This is a genomic window from Streptomyces sp. NL15-2K, assembly GCF_030551255.1.
Classification (GTDB): Bacteria; Actinomycetota; Actinomycetes; order Streptomycetales; family Streptomycetaceae; genus Streptomyces.
The window spans coordinates 4,822,433-4,842,394 of the sequence record NZ_CP130630.1 but is presented as its reverse complement, the minus strand read 5'-3'; the positions used below and the strand labels follow the sequence as shown (position 1 = coordinate 4,842,394).

Below are 19,962 nucleotides of genomic sequence, written 5' to 3'. Positions count from 1 at the left end.
ACCCAAGTACTTCGTTACCTTACCTAACTCTTGACGATTTCTTGACGCTTCGCGGTGCATGATCGAACGTCCGTCCGTGCTGGTTCCCGACTCCGCGTCAAGTGGGCACAGGCCCTGCGCCTATGGTTGCTCCAGCGCTCAGTCAAAAGCACGGCCCGCCTGCCGCTCGCGTTAGGACAGCAAGGACAGCGATGCCCACCGACACCACCGCCTCTACGGGTCAGCAGCCCGGCAAGTCCGGCAGGAAGAAGGGGCGCAAAGCCCGCTTGATCGTCCTGGTCCTGGTGCTGGCCCTCGTCGGAGGCGTCGCCTACGGGGGGTACTGGTCCGTCAGCACCGTCCGGGCCTCCTTCCCGCAGACCAAGGGCTCACTCACGCTGGCGGGCCTGTCGGGCCCCGTCGACGTCAAGCGCGACGGCTACGGCATCCCGCAGATCTACGCCTCCTCCGACGAGGACCTGTTCATGGCGCAGGGCTACGTCCAGGCGCAGGACCGGTTCTACGAGATGGACGTGCGCCGCCACATGACCTCCGGGCGCCTGTCGGAGATGTTCGGCAAGAGCCAGGTCGACAACGACGAGTTCCTGCGCACCCTGGGCTGGGACCGGGTCGCGAAGAAGGAGTACGACACCAAGCTGTCGCCGGCCACGAAGAAGTACCTCCAGGCGTACGCCAAGGGAGTCAACGCCTACCTGAAGGGCAAGGACGGCGAGCAGATCTCCCTGGAGTACGCGGCCCTGGGCTTCAGCAACGACTACAAGCCCGAGAAGTGGACCCCGGTCGACTCGATCTCGTGGCTGAAGGCGATGGCCTGGGACCTGCGCGGCAACATGCAGGACGAGATCGACCGCGCCCTGATGACCAGCCGCCTCGGCCCCAAGCAGATCGCCGACCTGTACCCGGAGTACCCCTACAGCCGGAACCAGACGATCGTCCAGCAGGGCCAGTACGACGAGCTCACCAGGACCTTCGAGGGAAGCGGCGGCGCGTCCGCCGGCGGCTCCTCCACGAGCGGGACGGGCACGGGTACGCAGTCGGCCTCGACGTCGGCCGGATCGGCCCTCCAGAGCCAGCTCAGCGGCCTCCAGGGCGTCCTGGACAACCTCCCCACGGCCGTCGGCGTGAACGGCAACGGCATCGGCTCGAACGCCTGGGTCGTGCGCGGGAAGTACACGATCACCGGCAAACCCCTGCTGGCCAACGACCCGCACCTGTCGCCCTCGCTGCCATCCGTCTGGTACCAGATGGGCCTGCACTGCCGCACCGTCTCCAGCAAGTGCCAGTACGACGTCAGCGGCTACACCTTCGCGGGCATGCCCGGCGTGGTCATCGGCCACAACCAGAACATCGCCTGGGGCATGACCAACTCCGGCGTCGACGTCACCGACCTCTACCTGGAGAAGCTCTCCGGCGACGGCTACCTCTACGACGGCAAGGTCAAGGCCTTCAAGCGGCGCGAGGAGACCATCAAGGTCGCCGGCGGCGCGTCCAAGAAGATCGTCGTCCGCGAGACGAACAACGGACCACTGCTGTCCGACCGCGACGACGAGCTCGTGAAGGTCGGCAGGAAGGCCGCCGTCGACGCCGCGGCCCCCGACCGGGGCGACGGCTACGGCATCGCGCTGCGCTGGACCGCGCTGGATCCGGGCACCTCCATGGACGCCGTCTTCGCGATGGACAAGGCGGCCGACTGGACCGACTTCCGCGAGGCCGCGACCCTGTTCGACGTGCCCTCGCAGAACCTGATCTACGCCGACACCAAGGACAACATCGGCTACACGCTGCCCGGGAAGATCCCCACGCGCGCGAAGGGCGACGACGGCTCCGTCCCGGCGCCGGGCTGGGACCCCAAGTACGAGTGGACCGGGTACATCCCGCAGGACGCGCTGCCCTACGAGTACAACCCGCAGCGCGGCTACATCGTCACCGCCAACCAGGCCGTGATCAACAAGGAGAAGACGGACTACCCCTACACGCTCACCACGGACTGGGGCTACGGCACCCGCAGCCAGCGGATCACCGACCTGATCGAGCAGAAGATCAAGGACGGCGGCAAGATCTCCACCGACGACATGCGTCAGATGCAGACGGACAACAGCAGCGAGATCGCCAAGCTGCTCGTGCCCAAGCTGCTGAAGATCAACCTCGCCGACCCCGACGTCCGGGCGGCGCAGGAGCTCCTCGAGGGCTGGGACTACACCCAGGACGCGGACTCGGCGGCGGCCGCCTACTTCAACGCCGTCTGGCGCAACATCCTCAAGCTGGCCTTCGGCAACAAGCTGCCCAAGGAACTGCGCGTCAAGGATCAGTGCCTGTGGGTCGACCCGGTCAACACCACCGGGCCCGTGGACGAGGCCGGCAAGGTGCTCGAGTGCGGCCAGCGCGACCCCGACCAGGCGCAGCCCGACGGCGGCGACCGCTGGTTCGAGGTGGTGCGCAAGCTGATCGACGACGAGAACAGCGACTGGTGGACCACGCCCAGCAACCGCAACCGCCCCGGCGCCGACCACAACCGCGACAAGCTGTTCGAGCGCGCCATGATCGACGCCCGCTGGGAGCTGACCGCCAAGCTCGGCAAGGACATCGACACCTGGAGCTGGGGCCGGCTGCACCGCCTGTTCCTGAAGAACCAGACCCTGGGCACCGACGGTCCCGGCTTCATGCAGTACATGCTCAACCGCGGCCCGTGGAAGCTCAGCGGCGGCGAGGCGACGGTCAACGCCACCGGCTGGAACGCCGCCGGCGGCTACGACGTCGTCTGGGTGCCGTCGATGCGGATGGTGGTCAACCTCGGCGACCTCGACAAGTCGAAGTGGATCAACCTCACCGGAGCCTCCGGGCACGCCTACAGCGCCCACTACGTCGACCAGACGGGCAAGTGGGCCAAGGGCGAGCTGCTGGACTGGTCCTTCTCCGACCAGGCGGTCGAGGACGGCACGAGCGACACGCTGGTGCTCAAGCCGTGAGCCGAGCCGCCGGGGAGCGGCTCAGGAACCGCGGCGGAAGCGGCGTACGGCCGACGGTGTCACCACCGCGTGCACCGGCCGGTCGTGCGCCTCGGTCGGCAGGCGCTCGACGACCTCGGAGTCGTACAGCAGCATCACCAGCGCGGGATGTGCGCCCGCCTGCTCCAAACGGGTGAGGACGCGGTCGTACGAGCCCCCGCCGCGCCCCAGGCGCATGCCGCGTGCGTCGACCGCCAGGCCGGGCAGCAGCACGACGTCGGCGGCGGTCACGGCGTCCGGGCCGAGGCGCTCCCCGACCGGTTCGAAGAGGGCGATCTTTCCGCGGTGTTGGACGCGCGCGAGGGAGCCCTCGCCGGTGTAGGCGCCCCAGTCCAGGTCGTTGTCCGGCAGGAGCGCGGGGAGCAGGACGCGCGCGCCCCGCTCGCGCAGGGCGTCCAGCAGCGCGAGTGTGCCGGGTTCGCCGCCCACGGAGACGTACGCCGCCACCGTGCGCGCCCCCGCCACCTCGGGCAGCTCCAGGGCGCGCTCGGCCAGCGCGGTGGCGGCTTCCCGCACGTCATCGGCCGTCAACCTGTTCCTCGCCGCGAGGATCTCTCGCCGCAACGTGCGCTTGTCAGGCTCGGCCAGACGTCCGAAGTGACTCAAGAGTTGTCCCGTACCCTTCCAATACGCTCATATGAGAGCCAATTAACCGGAGCGACAGAATCCCTGCAAACGCACCGGATAAGGTTGCGCCCATGACTCAGTCGCACCCTCGGATCAGCAAGGCTGTCATTCCCGCAGCAGGTCTCGGCACCCGGTTCCTGCCGGCCACCAAGGCCACTCCCAAGGAGATGCTGCCGGTCGTCGACAAGCCCGCGATCCAGTACGTGGTCGAGGAGGCCGTGTCCGCCGGTCTGGACGACGTTCTCATGATCACGGGCCGTAACAAGCGCCCCCTGGAGGACCACTTCGACCGCAACTACGAGCTGGAATCCGCCCTGCAGAAGAAGGGCGACGCCAGCCGGCTCGCGAAGGTGCAGGAGTCCAGCGACCTCGCGACCATGCACTACGTCCGCCAGGGCGACCCCAAGGGCCTCGGCCACGCCGTGCTGTGCGCCGCCCCGCACGTCGGCCACGAGCCCTTCGCCGTGCTGCTCGGCGACGACCTGATCGACGCCCGCGACGCGCTGCTCAAGCGGATGATCGAGGTCCAGGAGCAGCACGGGGGCAGCGTCATCGCGCTCATGGAAGTCGCGCCCGAGCAGATCCACCTCTACGGCTGTGCCGTCGTCGAGGAGACCGAGGACAGCGACGTGGTCAGGGTGAGCGGCCTGGTCGAGAAGCCCGCCGCGGCGGACGCCCCGTCGAACTACGCGGTCATCGGCCGCTACGTCCTCGATCCCCACATCTTCGACATCCTGCGCAAGACCGAGCCGGGCCGCGGCGGCGAGATCCAGCTCACCGACGCCCTCCAGCAGCTCGCGGCGGACGAGAAGCTCGGCGGCCCGGTGCACGGCGTCGTCTTCAAGGGCCGCCGCTATGACACCGGCGACCGCGGCGACTACCTGCGTGCCATTGTCAGACTCGCATGCGAACGTGAAGACCTGGGCCCGGACTTCCGGACCTGGCTTCGCAGTTACGTAGCCGAGGAGATGTAGAGATTTGAGCAGCGCCGCGCCCCGCACCACGGGCCAGGACCAGCTGTGGTCGGTGGACGAGCACCTGGAGGACATCCTCGCGACCGTCCGCCCCCTCGAGCCCATCGAGCTGCAACTGCTCGACGCCCAGGGCTGCGTCCTGGTCGACGACGTCACGGTGCCGGTGTCCCTGCCGCCGTTCGACAACAGCTCCATGGACGGGTACGCGGTGCGGGTCGCGGACGTCGCGGGCGCGAGCGAGGAGTTCCCGGCCGTCCTGGACGTCGTCGGGGACGTCGCGGCGGGCCAGGCCGACCTGCTTCACGTGGGTCCCGGCCAGGCCGCCCGCATCATGACGGGCGCCCCGCTGCCGCCCGGCGCCGAGACCGTCGTCCCCGTCGAGTGGACCGACGGCGGCCTCGGCGAGGGCCCCGTGTCCGGGATGCGCGCCCGGACCCTCGCTCCCGAGGGCGCAGAGGGACATGTGCACGTGTACCGGCCGGCCGAGGCCCGCGCGCACGTGCGCGCGAAGGGCAGCGACGTCAAGGCCGGCGACCGCGCCCTCACCGCCGGTAAGGTCCTCGGCCCGCCGCAGATCGCCCTGCTCGCCGCGATCGGCCGCGGCACCGTACGCGTACGCCCGCGCCCGCGCGTGGTCGTCATGTCCACCGGCAGCGAGCTCGTCCAGCCCGGCGAGGAACTCGGCAGCGGCCAGATCTACGACTCCAACAGCTTCGCCCTCACCGCCGCCGCCCGCGACGCCGGCGCCATCGCCTACAAGGTGGGCGCCGTCGCCGACGACGCCGAGACCCTGAGGTCCACCATCGAGGACCAGCTCGTCCGCGCCGACCTCATGGTCACCACGGGCGGCGTCAGCGTCGGCGCGTACGACGTCGTCAAGGAGGCGCTGTCGTACGTCGGCGACGAGGACGAGGCCGGCAGCGGCATCGAGTTCCGCAAGCTCGCCATGCAGCCCGGCAAGCCCCAGGGCTTCGGCTCCATCGGCCCCGACCACACACCGCTGCTCGCACTGCCGGGCAACCCCGTGTCGTCGTACGTCTCCTTCGAGCTGTTCGTACGCCCCGCCATCCGCACCCTCATGGGCCTCAGGGACGTCCACCGCCCGCGGACGACCGCGACCCTGGCCGCCGACAAGGCGCTGACCTCGCCGAAGGGGCGCAGACAGTTCCTGCGCGCGACGCACACTGACGGCACGGTCACCCCGGTCGGCGGGGCCGGGTCCCACCTGGTCGCCGCCCTCGCGCACGCCGACGCGCTGATCGTCGTCCCCGAGGACGTCGAATCCGTGGAGCCCGGCGCCGAGGTCGAGGTGGTCCTGCTCGGCTGAGTACTCCTGGTTGGCGGTACCGTGTCGCGCACAGCAGGCCCGGACCGGGAGCACCACCACCATGAGTACGCAGGACCGACTGACCCACATCGACGAGGCGGGCGCCGCCCGCATGGTCGACGTATCCGGCAAGGACGTGACCGCGCGCACCGCCCGCGCCAGCGGACGCGTCCTGGTCTCGCCCCGCGTGATCGAACTCCTGCGCGGTGAAGGAGTCCCCAAGGGGGATGCCCTGGCCACCGCGCGGATCGCGGGCATCATGGGCGCCAAACGCACCCCGGACCTGATTCCGCTGTGCCACCCGTTGTCGGTGTCGGGTGTGAAACTGGACTTGCGGGTCGCGGACGACGCCGTGGAGATCCTGGCCACGGTGAAGACGACGGACCGCACGGGCGTCGAGATGGAGGCCCTCACCGCGGTCTCCGTCGCCGCGCTCACCGTGATCGACATGGTCAAGGCGGTCGACAAGGGAGCGGTCATCACGGACGTACGGGTCGAGGAGAAGACGGGCGGCAAGTCGGGCGACTGGAGTCGGGCATGACGTATCGCGCGCTTGTCGTCACCGCCTCCAACCGGGCCGCCGCCGGCGTCTACGAGGACAAGGGCGGCCCGCTGATCGCCAAGGGCCTCGGGGGCATGGGGTTCACCGTCGAGGGCCCGCAGGTCGTCCCCGACGGAGACCCCGTGGAGGCCGCCCTGCGCGCCGCCGTCGACGCGGGATACGACGTCGTCGTCACCACCGGCGGCACCGGCATCTCGCCCACCGACCGCACCCCCGAGGCGACCCGCCGGGTGATCGACCACGAGGTGCCGGGCATCGCCGAGGCCATCCGGGCGTTCGGCCGGGAGAAGGTGCCGACCGCGGCGCTCTCCCGAGGGCTGGCCGGAGTGGCGGGGCGGACGCTGATCGTCAATCTGCCGGGTTCCAGCGGCGGGGTGAAGGACGGACTGGCCGTCCTGGAGCCCCTGTTGGCGCACGCCGTGGACCAGCTCCGCGGCGGTGACCACCCCAGACCCGACGGCAGTAGTGGGGGTGCGAGCTGAACAGCCCATCCTGGCCCGTCGTACTGGCGGACGGCGATGTCGTCCTCCGGCCGATAAAGATGCGCGACCAGCGGGCCTGGCGCGAGGTCAACCGGCGCAACCGGGACTGGCTGCGGCCCTGGGAGGCGACCATTCCGCCGCCCACGCCCAGCGGGCCGATCGCGCACCGGCCGACCTACCGCCAGATGGTGCGGCATCTGCGGTCCGAGGCGAACGCGGGCCGGATGCTGCCCTTCGTCATCGAGTACCAGGGTCGGCTGGTGGGGCAGTTGACGGTCGCCGGAATCACCTGGGGCTCGATGTGCTCGGGCCACGTCGGTTACTGGGTGGACGAGGGGGTGGCCGGACGGGGCGTGATGCCGACGGCCGTGGCCCTCGCGGTGGACCACTGCTTCCGGACCGTGGGTCTGCACCGCATCGAGGTATGCATTCGACCCGAGAACATGCCCAGCCGCCGGGTCGTGGAGAAACTCGGATTCCGCCAGGAGGGGCTCAGGCCGCGCTATCTCCACATCGACGGAGCCTGGCGCGACCACCTCGTCTTCGCGCTCACCGCGGAAGAGGTCCCGGACGGGCTGTTGAGACGTTGGCACCGGTCACGTTCCCAGAACACGTCGTCCCCGGGCGCGCCCTCCGCACCCGGCAACACTCCGCCGAGGAATTGAATAAACGTTCGAAATTGATCGCCGGATGACCAACTCAGGGCATTGAATTCGCTACATCGGGCACCCTGCTGATCGCATCGGTCACAAAAAAAGCTCGAAATATCAGCCAGATCGTGCGACACACCGGCTCAATTGGCGGATGGCCTCAGGCAAACCCCTCTACCGTGTGAGGCGTGAGCAGCAGCGGCCTCATCTACGCAGTCATTGTCGGGGCCTGGGCCGCCTACTTGGTGCCGATGTGGCTCCGTAGGCAGGACGAGCTGAACGAGGCCCGTCCGACGGAACGCTTCAGCACCGCCATCCGGCTGCTGTCCGGAAGGGCGGGGATGGAGCGCCGATACGCCAAGGACCTGCGGGCGCGCTCCACCGACGAGGAGGAGTCCAGCGCCGACGACCCGGGCGCGGTCACCGATTCGGTGGACGTCCGGGCCTTCGCCATGCCTCCGGCACGTCCTCAGGCGCAGGCGGCGGTGCAACCGCAGGCGTCCGGACGGTCGGAACAGGCGTGCGAGCCGGTCCGGGAGCCGGTACGCGAATCGCGGGAATCCCCGCGTGGACGGGAAGAGCGGGAAGAGGCGGCCGCACGCCCCCTCGACCCGGGCACCTCCGACGAGCCCGGTGCCGCATCGGCGCACAACCCGATGTCGCCCGCCCGGCGCACGGCAGCGGCGGAGGCGGCCGCGGAGGCGGCCGCGGCGCGCGCCCGGCGTACGAAGGCCCTCGCGCGCCGTCGGCGCACCACGGTCATGCTCTTCCTCGCCTTCACCTGCGGCACGATCGTCGCCGCGGTCGGCGGGCTCGCGTTCCTGTGGGCGCCCGCCGTGCCCGCGGTGCTGCTCAGTGCGTACATCGCCTACCTGCGCTCCCAGGAACGCCGACGCTTCGCCTACCAGATGGACCGGCGCCGCGCCGAGGCCGCCGCGCAGCGACTGCGCGAGCGCGCCCGCCAGCCGCGTCGGCGCGGCTCCGTCGACGCGGGCGTGGACACCGACGAACCGGACGAGGGACCCGAGCCGGAGACGGACCCCGGAATGTCGGCGCTCGCCGCGGACCGCCGCGCGCTCGTCGAGCAGACCGACCACGCGGAGTGGGTCGACCAGCAGCGCGAGCGGCAGCAGCGGCCGGGCCACGGCGACAGCTGGGACCCGGTGCCGGTGCCGCTGCCGACGTACGTGACCGCGCCGGTCGCCCCCCGCGCCACCGCCGACGTGGATCTCGGGGCGCCGGACGCGTGGAGCTCGGCGCGCTCCAGTGCCGTCGTGCCGGAGCAGGAGGCGCAGCACGGCGCCCGGGACGGGGGAGCGCAGGAGCCGCCGTCCGGCATGGACGGCGCGGATGACAAACCGGCGGCGGACGGACGCACGGACGCCCGTCGCGCCGCCTCCGCCCGCCGCGCTCGTGAACGCGGTCACACCCCGCTGTTCGACCAGTACGAGGACGGGGACCGGCCGCGGGCCGCCAACGAGTAACCCGTGGCACCTCAGTGACGCCCGCCCCTGACCAGCCGGGAACGGATTTCCAAGCACCCGGATGGGGATGCTAGAGTTTCACTCGTTGCAAGGGCCTGTGGCGCAGTCTGGTAGCGCACCTCGTTCGCATCGAGGGGGTCTGGGGTTCAAATCCCCACAGGTCCACGCAGCTCAGAGCCCCGGTCGGGATCGCCGACCGGGGCTCTGACGTGTCGTGGGGCTGACTCCCCGTCAGGCGCCCGCCCTCTCCAGGCCGCGGCGGCGCAGGGTGAGAGCCGTCGGGACCAGTGCGGAGACCACCGCGAGGAGTGCGCAGGCGGCCGTCGCCGTACCCAGGGCCGTCCAGGGGAGCCGGATCGGAGTCCACACCGACAGCAGGCCCAGCGCGCTCCACATCCCGAGCAGGTTGAGCGCGGCCACCAGCAGGCCCAGTGCCGCGCCGGCCGCCACGGTGGTCAGGGCCTCCGCGGTGACCAGGCGCAGGATCTGGGCGCCGGTGGCTCCGGCCAGCCGTAGGGACGCCAGGTCCCGGATGCGGTCGGAGGCCGCCATGACGAGGGTGTTGGCGAGGGAGATGCCGGTGTAGAGGAGCGCTATGCCGAGGACCAGGAAGAAGCCGACGCGGGTTGTGCCGTCGGGGTGAGGGGAAGTGGCTCGCAGCCACTCCTCCCTGGTGAGGAGCTGTGCCTCGGCGTCCGGGACGTGCACCGCCCGGCGCAGGGCCTGCGCCACTGTCGTCGCGTCCGCGCCGGGTGCCACCTTGACGTCCACCCGGTCGACGGGGGCGTGCCGGGCGTTGGCCGGGGTGACGTACACGCCGTTGTCGCCGGTGCCGGTGGGCATGACCGCGGCGATGCGCAGGGACTTGGGCGTGCCGTCGCCGAGCCAGACCTCGACCCGCTGCCCCACCGAATGCCGGGCCCACTCCTCGTTGACGACGATCGAGTCGTCGTCGAGGTCGGTGATCCGGCCGGAGAGCAGGGGCAGCTCCACGGTCGCGGCGAGCGTCCTCGGGTCGGCCGCGCGGGCCTCGGACCTGATCAGGGCGACGCCGTCCTCCAGGGTATGGACGGCGCTCGCCGCGTTCACGGAGACCTCGGCGCCGGGCACCGCGCGCAGCCGCCGTACCGTCGCCGGGTCCAGGCCCGCACCGGTCGCCGGGGTCACCACGAAGTCGGCGGTGGTGCGCTGCCGTAGCTCTGTCGTCTTCGCCGCGTTCAGGGTGGCGGTGGCGCCGAGCAGGGAGCCGGTGAGGGCGACCGTGACCAGGACGGGGGCCGCGACGGCGGCGGTGCGGCGGACGCCGGCGGCGGTGTTCGCGCGCACCAGCATGCCGGCGGCGGGCAGCCGGGCCGGGAGCCAGGTGATCAGCCGGGTCAGGGGACGCACCAGGAGCGGCGACAACAGGGCGACTGCGGTGATCAGGAGCATCGGGCGGCTGACGTACGTCTTGCGGTGCAGCAGCTCGCCCGGGTCGGTCAGCAGCGCCAGGGCCAGCGTGACGGCGGCGGTGAGGAGCAGGGCCGTACCGCACAGCAGACGGCCCCAGGTCATCGTGCCCGTGTCTACGGACGCCTCCCGCAGGGCCTCCACGGGCCCGGTCCGGCCCGCCCGCCAAGAGGCGGCCACCACCCCGCTCAACGCCACCAACAGGCCGGTCCAGAACGCCAGATGGTACGGCCAGACGTGGTCGCCGATGGTGAACCAGGCGGGTGCCAGACCGTCGGCCACGACCCGTGCGGCCAGGTGCGGGGCCGCGTACGCGCCGAGCGCGCAGCCCGCCGCCGAGGCGAGGACGCCGATCACCAGCGCCTCCGCGACCACCGTCCGGCGGACCTGGCCCGGGGTGGCGCCCGCGGTGCGCAGCAGGCCGAACTCCCGGCGCCGCTGTGCCACCGCGAAGGCGAAGGTGGACGCGACCACGAACACGGACACGAACCCGGCGACCCCGCCGGCCGTCCCGAACAACGCGTTCAGCGCGGTCACCGCCTCCCGGTCCCGGTCCGGGTCGGCGTCCGCCAGCCGCCGTGCGTCGCCGGTGAGGACCGTCAGGCCCGGGGCTGCCCGCCGTACCGCCGCCGCGTCCGCGTCCACGACCAGCTGGGTGCTCGTCGGCGACAGCCGGGCCGCCTGCGCGTCCGGGTAGAAGAGGGCGCTCTCGAAGCCGAGGTCGGGGACCGTCCCGACCACGCGGACGGGGCCCGTGGGCGTGTGCAGGCGCTCGCCCACGGACGTCCAGCCGCCGGTCGCCACGACCTCGCCGGCGTGCTGAGGGGCCCGGCCCGTCGTCAGTTCGTACGGTGCGAACGCGGCCGTCGACCACGGGTGGCCCACCAGGTCGGCGGGCCCGCCCGTGGCCCGTACGGCGAAGGAGCGGTCCTCGACGACCGGGCCGAGGGCACGCAGCGCGGCGACGGTCCGGGGCGGGACGGGGCGGGGGTGCGCCAGTTTCCCGGTGCGGACGCCGATCGGGGTGGGCACGCGCAGGGTGTCCTGCCCGCGCACCACGACCGGCGCCGCCGCGAACCGCTCCGGCCTCCGCTCGGGGGCGTCGAGGGAGGAGGCCAGGGCCAGCCCCATGACGGTGAGCAGGGCGACGCCGAGGGAGAGGGCCACGAAGGTGCCGGTGAAGGTGGTCCAGCGGGCGCGCAGGGTGCGGATGGCGATGCTCAGCACGGCACGGCCTCCAGCCCCGTCATGTGCGCCGCGATCTCGCCCGCCGACGCCCCGCCCAGTTCCCCGTGCACGCGCCCGTCGACCAGGAACACCACCCGGTCGGCATACGACGCGGCCACCGGATCGTGGGTCACCATCACCACCGTGCCGCCCTCCGTGTCGACCAGACCCCGCAGCAGCGACAGCACCTCACGCCCGGTCTGCTGGTCCAGCGCACCCGTCGGCTCGTCACCGAACAGCACCTCGGGACAGGTGATCAGCGCGCGGGCCAGGGCGACGCGCTGCTGCTGGCCGCCGGACAACTGGGAGGGGCGGTGGCGGCCCCGGTCGCCCAGGCCGACCTGGTGCAGCACCTCGCGGACCCGGGCCTTCGGCGGACGCCGGCCGGCCAGGCGCAGCGGCAGGGCGACGTTCTGCTCGGCGGTCAGGGACGGCAGCAGGTTGAACGCCTGGAACACGAAGCCGACGCGCTCCCGGCGCAGCAGGGTCAGCCGCCGCTCGCTCAGCGCCGTCAGCTCCGTCTCGCCGAGCCGCACCGAACCCGAGGTGGGCCGGTCCAGGCCGGCCGCGCAGTGCAACAAGGTCGACTTGCCCGAACCGGACGGGCCCATGACGGCGGTGAACGTGCCCGTGGGAAAGGCGAGCGAGACGCCGTCCAGCGCGGTCACGCCGGCGCCGCCGGACCCGTACTGCCTGCTCACCGCGCGCAATTCGATCGCGTTGGATCTCATCTGTGCCCCTGCCCCCACTGGTTCGGTGTCGATGGGTCCACCCAACCGCGCGACCCCGTCCTGAATCAGTGCGGCAGAACCGAGACTTGGGGTAGGCCCAGCCATACCTCCGGCCCTCCGCCCAGGCCGATGGCCCCGCCCCCGCCCGACTTCTACGGTGACCCCATGAGCGTGTGGCAGGCCCTCAGCGGCCGTGGGTACTTGGCGTCTTGGTGGCCCTGGCGGGCGGTCGCCTATCTGACGAGCGGGGCGCTCCTCGGCGCGGTCGTCCTCGTCGTGATCCTGGGCGGAGTGGTCGTCGGCGGCGTGCTGGCCGTCGTACTCCTCGGTCTGCCGCTGCTGGTGCTGACCGCGCTGTCCGGGATCCCCGTGGCCGCCGTGGAGCGGCGACGGCTGCGGCTGGCCGGCGGGCCGGTGCCCGGCGACGGTCATCGGGTGCCCGACGGGCCGGGACTGCGGGCCTGGCTGGTGACGCGGCTGCGGGAGGGGGCGACCTGGCGGGAGTTGGCGTACGTGGTGCTGTTCGCGCTGGTGCTGTGGCCGCTCGACGCGCTGGCCGTCGCCTTCGCGGCCGGGGTTCCGCTGTCCATGGCCGCCGTGCCCGCGCTGGTCGCGGCCGACGGCGAGGCGAAGGTGGTCAAGCTGTGGACCGTCGACACCTGGCCGGGGGCGTTCGGGGTCGCCGCGCTCGGGCTGGTCCTGCTGGCGGGCGGCGCCTACGCCCTGGGCGTCGTGGCCGGGGCGCGGGCCGAGCTGACGCGGGCCGTGCTGACCTTCAAGGACAGTGAACGGGTCACCGAACTCGTGCGGTCCCGGGTGCGGTTGGTGGACGCCTTCGAGACGGAGCGGCGGCGCATCGAGCGCGATCTGCACGACGGCGCTCAACAGCGGCTCGTCGCCCTGACGATGACCCTCGGCCTCGCGCGCCTCGACGCCCCGCCCGGCCCGCTCGCCGACCAACTCGCCAAGGCCCACGAGGAGGCCGGGCACGCCCTCGCGGAACTGCGCGAACTCATCCACGGCATCCACCCCAAGGTCCTCACCGACTACGGCCTCGAAGCCGCCGTCGCCGACGCCGCCGACCGCAGCCCGGTCCCCGTCGACCTGGACCTGCACCTGCCCGTTCGCCTTCCCCAACCCGTCGAATCCGCCGCGTACTTCGTGGTCCGCGAGGCCCTCGCCAACGTGGCCAGGCACAGCGGGGCGAGCCAGGCCGACATCAGCGGGGGCTACCACGACGGACGGCTGACCCTCCACATCCGCGACGACGGACGCGGGGGTGCCCAAGTCGCCGACGGCACCGGCCTGACCGGTCTCGCCGACCGGGTGTCGGTGCTCGATGGCAGACTCTCCCTGTCCAGCCCGCCGGGCGGACCGACCCTGCTGCGTGTGGAGATTCCTTGCCGGCCGACAGCCCCGTCCGAGTAGTCCTCGCCGAGGACAGCGTGCTGCTGCGCGAGGGCCTGATCGGGCTGCTCTCGCGTTTCGGGTACGAGGTCGTGGCCGCCGTCGGTGACGCGGACGCGCTCCTCGCCGCCGTCGCCGAGCACGAGCCGGACGTCGTCGTCACCGACGTCCGCATGCCGCCCGGCTTCCAGGACGAGGGCCTCCACGCGGCGGTGCGGCTGCGCGAGGAGCGGCCCGGGCTGCCGGTGCTGGTCCTCAGCCAGTACGTGCAGCGGGCGTACGCCGCCGAACTGCTCGACTCCGGGGACGGCACCGGCGTCGGCTATCTGCTCAAGGACCGGGTGGGGCAGGTGGAGCAGTTCGTGGACGCCCTGAGGGACGTGGCCTCCGGCGGCACGGTCGTCGACCCCGAAGTCGTACGACAGCTGCTGCGCAGGCGCCGGGATCCGCTCGAGCGGCTCACCCCGCGCGAGCGGGAGGTGCTGGCGCTGATCGCGGAGGGGAAGTCGAACGGCGCGATCGCGCGGGCGCTGGTTGTGTCCGAGGCGGCCGTCGGCAAGCACATCGGCAGCATCCTGACCAAGCTGGACCTGCCGCCGGCGGACGACATCCATCGCAGGGTCCTGGCGGTGCTCGCCTACCTCAGAAGCTGACCGCTCAGAGTGGTTTGGCGAAGCACCGGCTGCTCTCGTGGAACCGGTAATAGCCGAACTTGCCGCACGGCTCGTAGCCGCTGGAGGTGTACAGGGCGATGGCCTCCGGCTGTTCGGTGCCGGTCTCCAGGACCATGCGTCTGCGGCCGGCCGAGCGGGCGTCCTCCTCCAGGGCGGTCAGCATCCGCCGGGCCAGGCCCCGGCCGCGCATCGCGTCGACGACGTACATCCGCTTCAGCTCGGCGTCCCCGTCCAGGTTGCCCTCGTCGTTGGCGTCCTGGGCGCGCCAGCCGCCGGTGGCGACAGGGGTGTCGCTCTCGTCGTACGCGATGAGATACACGCCGTTCGGCGGATCGAAGTCCGACGGGTCCAAGGGCGTGGCATCGCCGCCGTCGCCGTAGCGGACGTGGTACTCGGCCTGGACCTGGTCGTTGAGCTTGACGGCGTCGGGGTGGTCGAAGGAGACGCGGCGTATATCCATGCCGATTACCGTATATGAATCCAAACAAACGAAGTGCGCCATCACGGCGCCACGGAGTAACTGAGATCCTGCGCGGTGAGTGAGGCGGGCACCAAACGCAACCACATGGTGCCTCGTTCGCCCGGATCGTCGTGCAGATAGTGTACGAAGCGCGCGTCCCACAGAGCTTCGTCGGCTCCCAAGTAGCGGGTCAGCTTCCGCCGCCCCCTCGCCACATCGAACGGCACCAGCTCGGCCCGGCCTCGAGCGATCACCTGCCGGACACGCCCTGTCGCGAGATCGCACTCATCCACCACGAGGGCGACGCTCGGGTCATCCTTCACGCGGTCGAACAACCGCGCCCATGGTCCTGTCAGAGTCCAGAAGGCTCCCTCTTCCCAGAGGAACCAGACAGGACGCACCGTCGGCCCGCTCGTCGCTATGCGAGCAGTGAGCGGCTGCTGCAGGAAAGCGTCCACATCAAAACCAGAAGATTCCACATCCTCGATCTTCCGCTGCCGCCGATCACTTGACCACCGACCTTCGGCCTACGACCACAGGCCCAGGCATCCCGTATGGGGGCCGGATCCGTGGGAGGTGAGCCAAGCCCGGTAGCGTGCTGCCCGATCGAACAAGGGGAGCGTTGTGCTAACAGTGACCTCGGTAAACGTGAACGGGTTGCGCGCCGCCACGAAGAAGGGCTTCGTGGAGTGGCTCGCCGGCACCTCCGCCGATGTGCTCTGTCTCCAGGAGGTGCGCGCCGAGCCGCAGCAACTGCCCGAGCACGTCCGCACGCCCGACGGCTGGCACGTCATGCACGCCCCCGCCGCCGCCAAGGGCCGCGCCGGCGTCTCCCTCTACACCCGCCGCGAACCCGACCGCGTCCAAGTCGGCTTCGACTCGTCGGAGTTCGACACCAGCGGCCGCTACGTCGAGGCCGACCTGCCCGGCGTCACGGTCGCCTCCCTCTACCTGCCCTCCGGCGAGGTCGGCACCGAGCGGCAGGACGAGAAGGTCCGCTTCATGGCCGAGTTCCTCGCCCACCTCAAGGAACTGCGCGAACGCTCCGCCGCCGACGGCCGCGAGGTCCTCGTCTGCGGCGACTGGAACATCGCCCACCAGCAGGCCGACCTGAAGAACTGGCGCGGCAACCAAAAGAACTCCGGTTTCCTGCCGGAGGAGCGGGAGTGGATGGGGCGGGTGTTCGATGCGGCGGAGGGCGGTTACGTCGATGTCGTGCGGGGGCTGCATCCGGAGGTGGAGGGGCCGTACACCTGGTGGTCTTACAGGGGGCAGGCCTTTGACCGAGGCACCGGATGGCGCATCGACTACCACGTCTCGACGCCGGGTCTGGCGGCGAAGGCCGTCAAGGGCTACGTGGAGCGGGCGGCGACGCACGCCGAGCGGTGGTCCGACCACGCTCCGGTGACCGTCGTCTACGACCTCTGATCCTGCTTCCGCAACCGCCGGTCCAGCGCCAGCGAAAGTTCCGCCTCCACCACGCTCTGAGCCAGGGGCCGTAGCCGCTGGAGGTCCTCCTCGGGGCCGTGGCGCAGGATCAGGTCGGCGAAGAGGGCGGCCAGCGCGTCGGCGTGTGCGCGGACGTGTTCGCCCGCCGCCAGGACCTCCGCCAGCGGGATGCCCTCGCGGACCAGGGCCGAGGAGACGTCGAGGAGGCGGCGGCTGATGTGGACGATTTCGTCGCCGTCGATGGCGAGGTAGCCGAGGTCCAGGGCGGCGGCGAGGTTCTCGGGGGTGACCTCGCCCTCGAAGCGGGCGGCGAGCTCCTCGGGGGTGAGGCGGACCGGCTCCTCCTCGGTGGGGGTGCCGACGCCGAGGAGTTCACCGACGTTGCGGCCGTGGTCGAAGGCTTCCGCCAGTTCGGCGATTCCGTTCAGCGTGTGGCCGCGTTCCAGGAGCGCGGAGATGGTGCGCAGGCGGGCCAGGTGGCTGTCGTCGTACCAGGCGATACGGCCCTCGCGGCGCGGTGGCCGGATCAGCTTGCGCTCGCGGTAGAAGCGCAGGGTGCGCACTGTGATCCCGGCTTCCCTGGCCAGCTCCTCCATACGGTATTCACGCTTGTCTGCCACGCCCGCACCCTATGTCGTACCCCCGGTAACTTTCGTCGCGCTTCCCCTACCCATCGGTACGGAGCTGCTCTAACCTCCCATTGCGCCAGTGTTCACTGGCATGGTCGTGCGGGCAAGGAGGACACGGATGGCCGAGCATGTGCGGGTGGCGGTGATCGGGTCCGGGTTCGGCGGGCTGGGGGCCGCCGTACGGCTGCGGCGCGAGGGTGTCACCGACTTCGTCGTCCTGGAGCGGGCGGACAGTGTCGGCGGAACCTGGCGGGACAACAGTTACCCGGGGTGCGCCTGCGACGTGCCGTCCCATCTGTACTCGTTCTCCTTCGCGCCCCATGCGCAGTGGCCGCGCACCTTCTCCGGGCAGCGGCACATCCGCGCGTACCTGGAGCATGTGGCGGACGTGTTCCGGCTCCGGCCCCACATCCGCTTCGACTCCGAGGTCAAGACGATGACTTGGGACAGTCAGAAGCTTCGCTGGGACATCGAGACGAGCACCGGGTCGCTCTGCGCGGACCTCGTCGTCTCCGCCACCGGGCCGCTGTCCGACCCGCGGATCCCCGACATCCCGGGGCTGGACTCCTTCCCGGGCAAGGTCTTCCACTCCGCCCGCTGGGACCACGACTACGACCTGCGCGGCAAGCGGGTCGCGATGGTCGGCACGGGCGCGTCCGCGATCCAGATCGTGCCCGCCGTCCAGCCCCTCGTGGACAAGCTCACCCTCTTCCAGCGCACACCGCCGTGGGTGATGCCCCGCGTCGACCGTCCCATCAGCGGCGCCGAGCGCGCCCTGCACCGGGCGCTGCCCTTCACCGCCCAGCTCCGGCGCGGACTGCTGTGGGGCATCCGGGAGTTGCAGGTGCAGGCCTTCACCAAGCACCCGGGCGAGCTCGGCCTGGTCGAGCAGTTGGCCAAGCGTCACATGGCCCGCTCCATCAAGGACCCGGCCCTGCGCGCCAAGCTCACCCCCGACTACCGCATCGGCTGCAAGCGGATCCTGCTGTCCAGCGACTACTACCCGGCGCTCACCCGGCCGAATGTCGAGGTGGTCGCGAGCGGGCTGACCGAGGTCCGTGGTTCGACCCTGGTCGCCGCCTGCGGCAGTGCGGCCGAGGCCGACGCGATCGTGTTCGGTACGGGTTTCCACGTCACGGACATGCCGATCACCGACCGGGTGGTGGGCGCGGACGGGCGGACGCTCGCCGAAGTCTGGGCCGAGGGCGGCGGGATGGAGGCGCTGCGGGGAGCGTCGGTGCCCGGATTCCCCAACTGGCTGACCATCATCGGGCCCAATACCGGCCTCGGGAACTCGTCGATGATCCTCATCATCGAGTCCCAGCTGAATTACATGGCCGATTTCGTACGGCAACTCGGCGTCCTCGGCGGCCGGGTCGCGCTCGACGCCCGCCCGGGCGCCGTGCACGCCTGGAACCGCCGGGTGCGGGAGCGCATGCGGCGCACGGTGTGGGACACCGGCGGCTGCACCAGCTGGTACCAGGACGCCGGCGGCCGCAACACCACCATCTGGCCGGGCACGACGACCGAGTTCCGGCGGGCGACGCGGCGGGTGGACCTGGGGGAGTACGACGTCCTGCGGCTCCCCGTGATGCGGAAGATCTCGGAGGTCGGCGCGTGAACAGGGTGAGTCTCGAAGGGCAGGTCGCCGTCGTCACCGGAGCGGCGCGGGGCGTGGGGGAGTTGCTGGCCCGCAAGCTGTCGGCGCGCGGGGCGGCGGTGGCGCTGGTCGGGCTGGAGCCGGACGCGCTCGAGCGGGTCTGCGAACGGCTGCACGGCGACAGCGACCACTGGCACGCCGACGTCACCGACCATGAGGCGATGGCCCGGGTCGCCCAGGAGGTCAAGGAGCGGTTCGGGAGGGTCGACATCGTCGTCGCCAACGCGGGTGTGGCGACCGGGGGGCCGTTCGTGGACTCCGATCCGCAGGCCTGGCGGCGGGTGATCGAGGTGAATCTCATCGGGTCGGCGGTGACGGCCCGGGCGTTCCTGCCGGTGCTGATGGAGAGCCGGGGGTACCTGCTTCAGATCGCGTCCCTCGCCGCGATCACTCCGGCGCCGATGATGACCGCGTACTGCGCGTCCAAGTCGGGTGTGGAGGCGTACGCGCACAGTCTGCGGGCCGAGGTCGGGTACAAGGGCGTGCGGGTCGGGGTCGGGTATCTGTCGTGGACCGACACGGACATGGTGCGCGGGGCCGATCAGGACGAGGTGATGCGGGAGCTGCGGCAGCGGCTGCCGTGGCCGTCCAACAAGACCTATCCGCTCGGGCCTGCGGTGGACCGGATCGTGGCCGGGATCGAGCGGCGGTCGAGCCATGTGTACGGGCAGTGGTGGCTGCGCGGGATGCAGGGGGTGCGCGGGTATCTGCCGGGTCTCATCGGGACGGTGGGGCAGCGGGAGATGCGGCGGTTCGCGTCCCGGGTGGAGGGCATGCGCACGGGGCTCGTCGGCGCAGGTGGGGCGGCGGACGAGGAGGCCCGTGCTACGCACCGTAGTTGATCGAAATGCGCACTGTGTCCGGCCGTGTGAATCTGGTCGAGGCCCCACTGAGGGGCCAATCCCCGACCCACTACGGGAGTGAACCCACATGGGTATGAAGGACCAGTTCCAGGAGAAGTCCGAGCAGTGGCAGCAGCAGGCCAAGCAGAAGGCCCAGCAGGCCCGTGAGCAGGCTCAGCGCGGCAAGCCGGGCCAGGAGCGCGGTAAGCAGGGCGAGCGCATGCGCGACCGTGACGAGGAGACGGAGCGCCTCCGGCGTGAGGAAGAGGACCGCTTCAGCCAGGACTACGACGCCTGACCGCGGCGCTCGGCTTCAGCCGATG

Annotated in this window: 19 protein-coding genes and 1 tRNA gene; 14 read left to right on the top strand and 6 right to left on the bottom strand. The window is 71.2% G+C overall.

Features of this window, described 5'->3' with window-relative positions:
* The first annotated feature begins 191 nt into the window (after positions 1–191).
* A complete protein-coding gene (locus Q4V64_RS21485; RefSeq protein WP_124441502.1) occupies positions 192–2,966 on the top strand; it encodes a penicillin acylase family protein in 2,775 nt (924 codons plus the stop codon).
* 21 nt (positions 2,967–2,987) lie between these two features.
* Here Q4V64_RS21485 and Q4V64_RS21480 read toward each other — a convergent pair whose 3' ends face one another.
* Positions 2,988–3,611, bottom strand: coding sequence for a 5-formyltetrahydrofolate cyclo-ligase (locus tag Q4V64_RS21480; protein WP_124441503.1), 624 nt, complete (start codon positions 3,609–3,611; stop codon positions 2,988–2,990).
* 92 nt (positions 3,612–3,703) lie between these two features.
* On the opposite strand from Q4V64_RS21480, the gene galU reads away from it, so the two are divergent.
* The 7 genes from galU (at position 3,704) to Q4V64_RS21445 (ending at position 9,276) form a co-directional block, all read left to right on the top strand.
* Entirely contained in the window at positions 3,704–4,606 is a 903-nt protein-coding gene (galU, locus tag Q4V64_RS21475) for a UTP--glucose-1-phosphate uridylyltransferase GalU (protein ID WP_124441504.1), read from the top strand.
* A gap of 4 nt (positions 4,607–4,610) precedes the next feature.
* The gene (gene glp / locus Q4V64_RS21470) at positions 4,611–5,933 is read left to right on the top strand and encodes a gephyrin-like molybdotransferase Glp (protein ID WP_124441505.1); all 1,323 of its coding nucleotides are present in this window, start codon (positions 4,611–4,613) and stop codon (positions 5,931–5,933) included.
* A 61-nt stretch (positions 5,934–5,994) separates the two neighbouring features.
* A complete protein-coding gene (gene moaC / locus Q4V64_RS21465; RefSeq protein ID WP_124441506.1) occupies positions 5,995–6,474 on the top strand; it encodes a cyclic pyranopterin monophosphate synthase MoaC in 480 nt (159 codons plus the stop codon).
* Positions 6,471–6,977, top strand: coding sequence for a MogA/MoaB family molybdenum cofactor biosynthesis protein (locus tag Q4V64_RS21460; protein ID WP_124441507.1), 507 nt, complete (start codon positions 6,471–6,473; stop codon positions 6,975–6,977). The genes moaC and Q4V64_RS21460 overlap by 4 nt, the downstream gene beginning before the upstream one ends.
* 59 nt (positions 6,978–7,036) lie before the next feature.
* A complete protein-coding gene (locus Q4V64_RS21455; RefSeq protein ID WP_253267094.1) occupies positions 7,037–7,642 on the top strand; it encodes a GNAT family protein in 606 nt (201 codons plus the stop codon).
* A 173-nt stretch (positions 7,643–7,815) separates the two neighbouring features.
* Positions 7,816–9,111, top strand: a complete 1,296-nt coding sequence (gene glpR, locus Q4V64_RS21450; protein WP_124441509.1) for a gephyrin-like molybdotransferase receptor GlpR — start codon at positions 7,816–7,818, stop codon at positions 9,109–9,111.
* Positions 9,112–9,202: 91 nt separating this feature from the next.
* A tRNA-Ala gene (locus Q4V64_RS21445) sits at positions 9,203–9,276 on the top strand.
* A 66-nt stretch (positions 9,277–9,342) separates the two neighbouring features.
* Here the strand turns inward: Q4V64_RS21445 and Q4V64_RS21440 are convergent.
* Positions 9,343–11,787, bottom strand: coding sequence for an FtsX-like permease family protein (locus tag Q4V64_RS21440; RefSeq protein WP_124441510.1), 2,445 nt, complete (start codon positions 11,785–11,787; stop codon positions 9,343–9,345).
* On the bottom strand, positions 11,781–12,518 hold the full coding sequence (locus Q4V64_RS21435) for an ABC transporter ATP-binding protein (protein ID WP_124441511.1): 738 nt from the start codon (positions 12,516–12,518) through the stop codon (positions 11,781–11,783). The genes Q4V64_RS21440 and Q4V64_RS21435 overlap by 7 nt, the downstream gene beginning before the upstream one ends.
* Positions 12,519–12,683: 165 nt before the next feature.
* On the opposite strand from Q4V64_RS21435, the gene Q4V64_RS21430 reads away from it, so the two are divergent.
* Together Q4V64_RS21430 and Q4V64_RS21425 are read left to right on the top strand one after the other, a co-directional pair.
* Positions 12,684–13,946: a sensor domain-containing protein gene (locus Q4V64_RS21430; protein ID WP_124441512.1), complete on the top strand. Its 1,263-nt coding sequence runs from the start codon at positions 12,684–12,686 to the stop codon at positions 13,944–13,946.
* On the top strand, positions 13,919–14,578 hold the full coding sequence (locus tag Q4V64_RS21425; RefSeq protein WP_124441513.1) for a response regulator transcription factor: 660 nt from the start codon (positions 13,919–13,921) through the stop codon (positions 14,576–14,578). Before Q4V64_RS21430 ends, Q4V64_RS21425 begins: the two co-directional genes overlap by 28 nt.
* A gap of 4 nt (positions 14,579–14,582) precedes the next feature.
* Here the strand turns inward: Q4V64_RS21425 and Q4V64_RS21420 are convergent, their stop codons facing one another.
* A complete protein-coding gene (locus tag Q4V64_RS21420; RefSeq protein WP_124441514.1) occupies positions 14,583–15,059 on the bottom strand; it encodes a GNAT family N-acetyltransferase in 477 nt (158 codons plus the stop codon).
* Positions 15,060–15,100: 41 nt separating this feature from the next.
* Positions 15,101–15,517, bottom strand: a complete 417-nt coding sequence (locus tag Q4V64_RS21415; protein ID WP_124441515.1) for a pyridoxamine 5'-phosphate oxidase family protein — start codon at positions 15,515–15,517, stop codon at positions 15,101–15,103.
* A 166-nt stretch (positions 15,518–15,683) separates the two neighbouring features.
* On the opposite strand from Q4V64_RS21415, the gene Q4V64_RS21410 reads away from it, so the two are divergent.
* Positions 15,684–16,487 carry an exodeoxyribonuclease III gene (locus Q4V64_RS21410; protein WP_124441516.1) on the top strand — a complete coding sequence of 268 codons (804 nt, stop codon included), beginning with the start codon at positions 15,684–15,686 and terminating at the stop codon, positions 16,485–16,487.
* Here Q4V64_RS21410 and Q4V64_RS21405 read toward each other — a convergent pair.
* Positions 16,475–17,128: a MerR family transcriptional regulator gene (locus tag Q4V64_RS21405; RefSeq protein WP_124441517.1), complete on the bottom strand. Its 654-nt coding sequence runs from the start codon at positions 17,126–17,128 to the stop codon at positions 16,475–16,477. The genes Q4V64_RS21410 and Q4V64_RS21405 overlap by 13 nt on opposite strands.
* Before the next feature lie 127 nt (positions 17,129–17,255).
* On the opposite strand from Q4V64_RS21405, the gene Q4V64_RS21400 reads away from it, so the two are divergent.
* The 3 genes from Q4V64_RS21400 to Q4V64_RS21390 all read left to right on the top strand — a co-directional run bounded on the left by Q4V64_RS21400 (position 17,256) and on the right by Q4V64_RS21390 (position 19,937).
* Positions 17,256–18,758, top strand: a complete 1,503-nt coding sequence (locus tag Q4V64_RS21400; protein WP_124441518.1) for an NAD(P)/FAD-dependent oxidoreductase — start codon at positions 17,256–17,258, stop codon at positions 18,756–18,758.
* Positions 18,755–19,639, top strand: coding sequence for an SDR family oxidoreductase (locus tag Q4V64_RS21395; protein WP_124441519.1), 885 nt, complete (start codon positions 18,755–18,757; stop codon positions 19,637–19,639). The genes Q4V64_RS21400 and Q4V64_RS21395 overlap by 4 nt, the downstream gene beginning before the upstream one ends.
* A gap of 88 nt (positions 19,640–19,727) precedes the next feature.
* Entirely contained in the window at positions 19,728–19,937 is a 210-nt protein-coding gene (locus tag Q4V64_RS21390) for a hypothetical protein (protein WP_124441520.1), read from the top strand.
* The last annotated feature ends 25 nt before the right edge of the window (positions 19,938–19,962 follow it).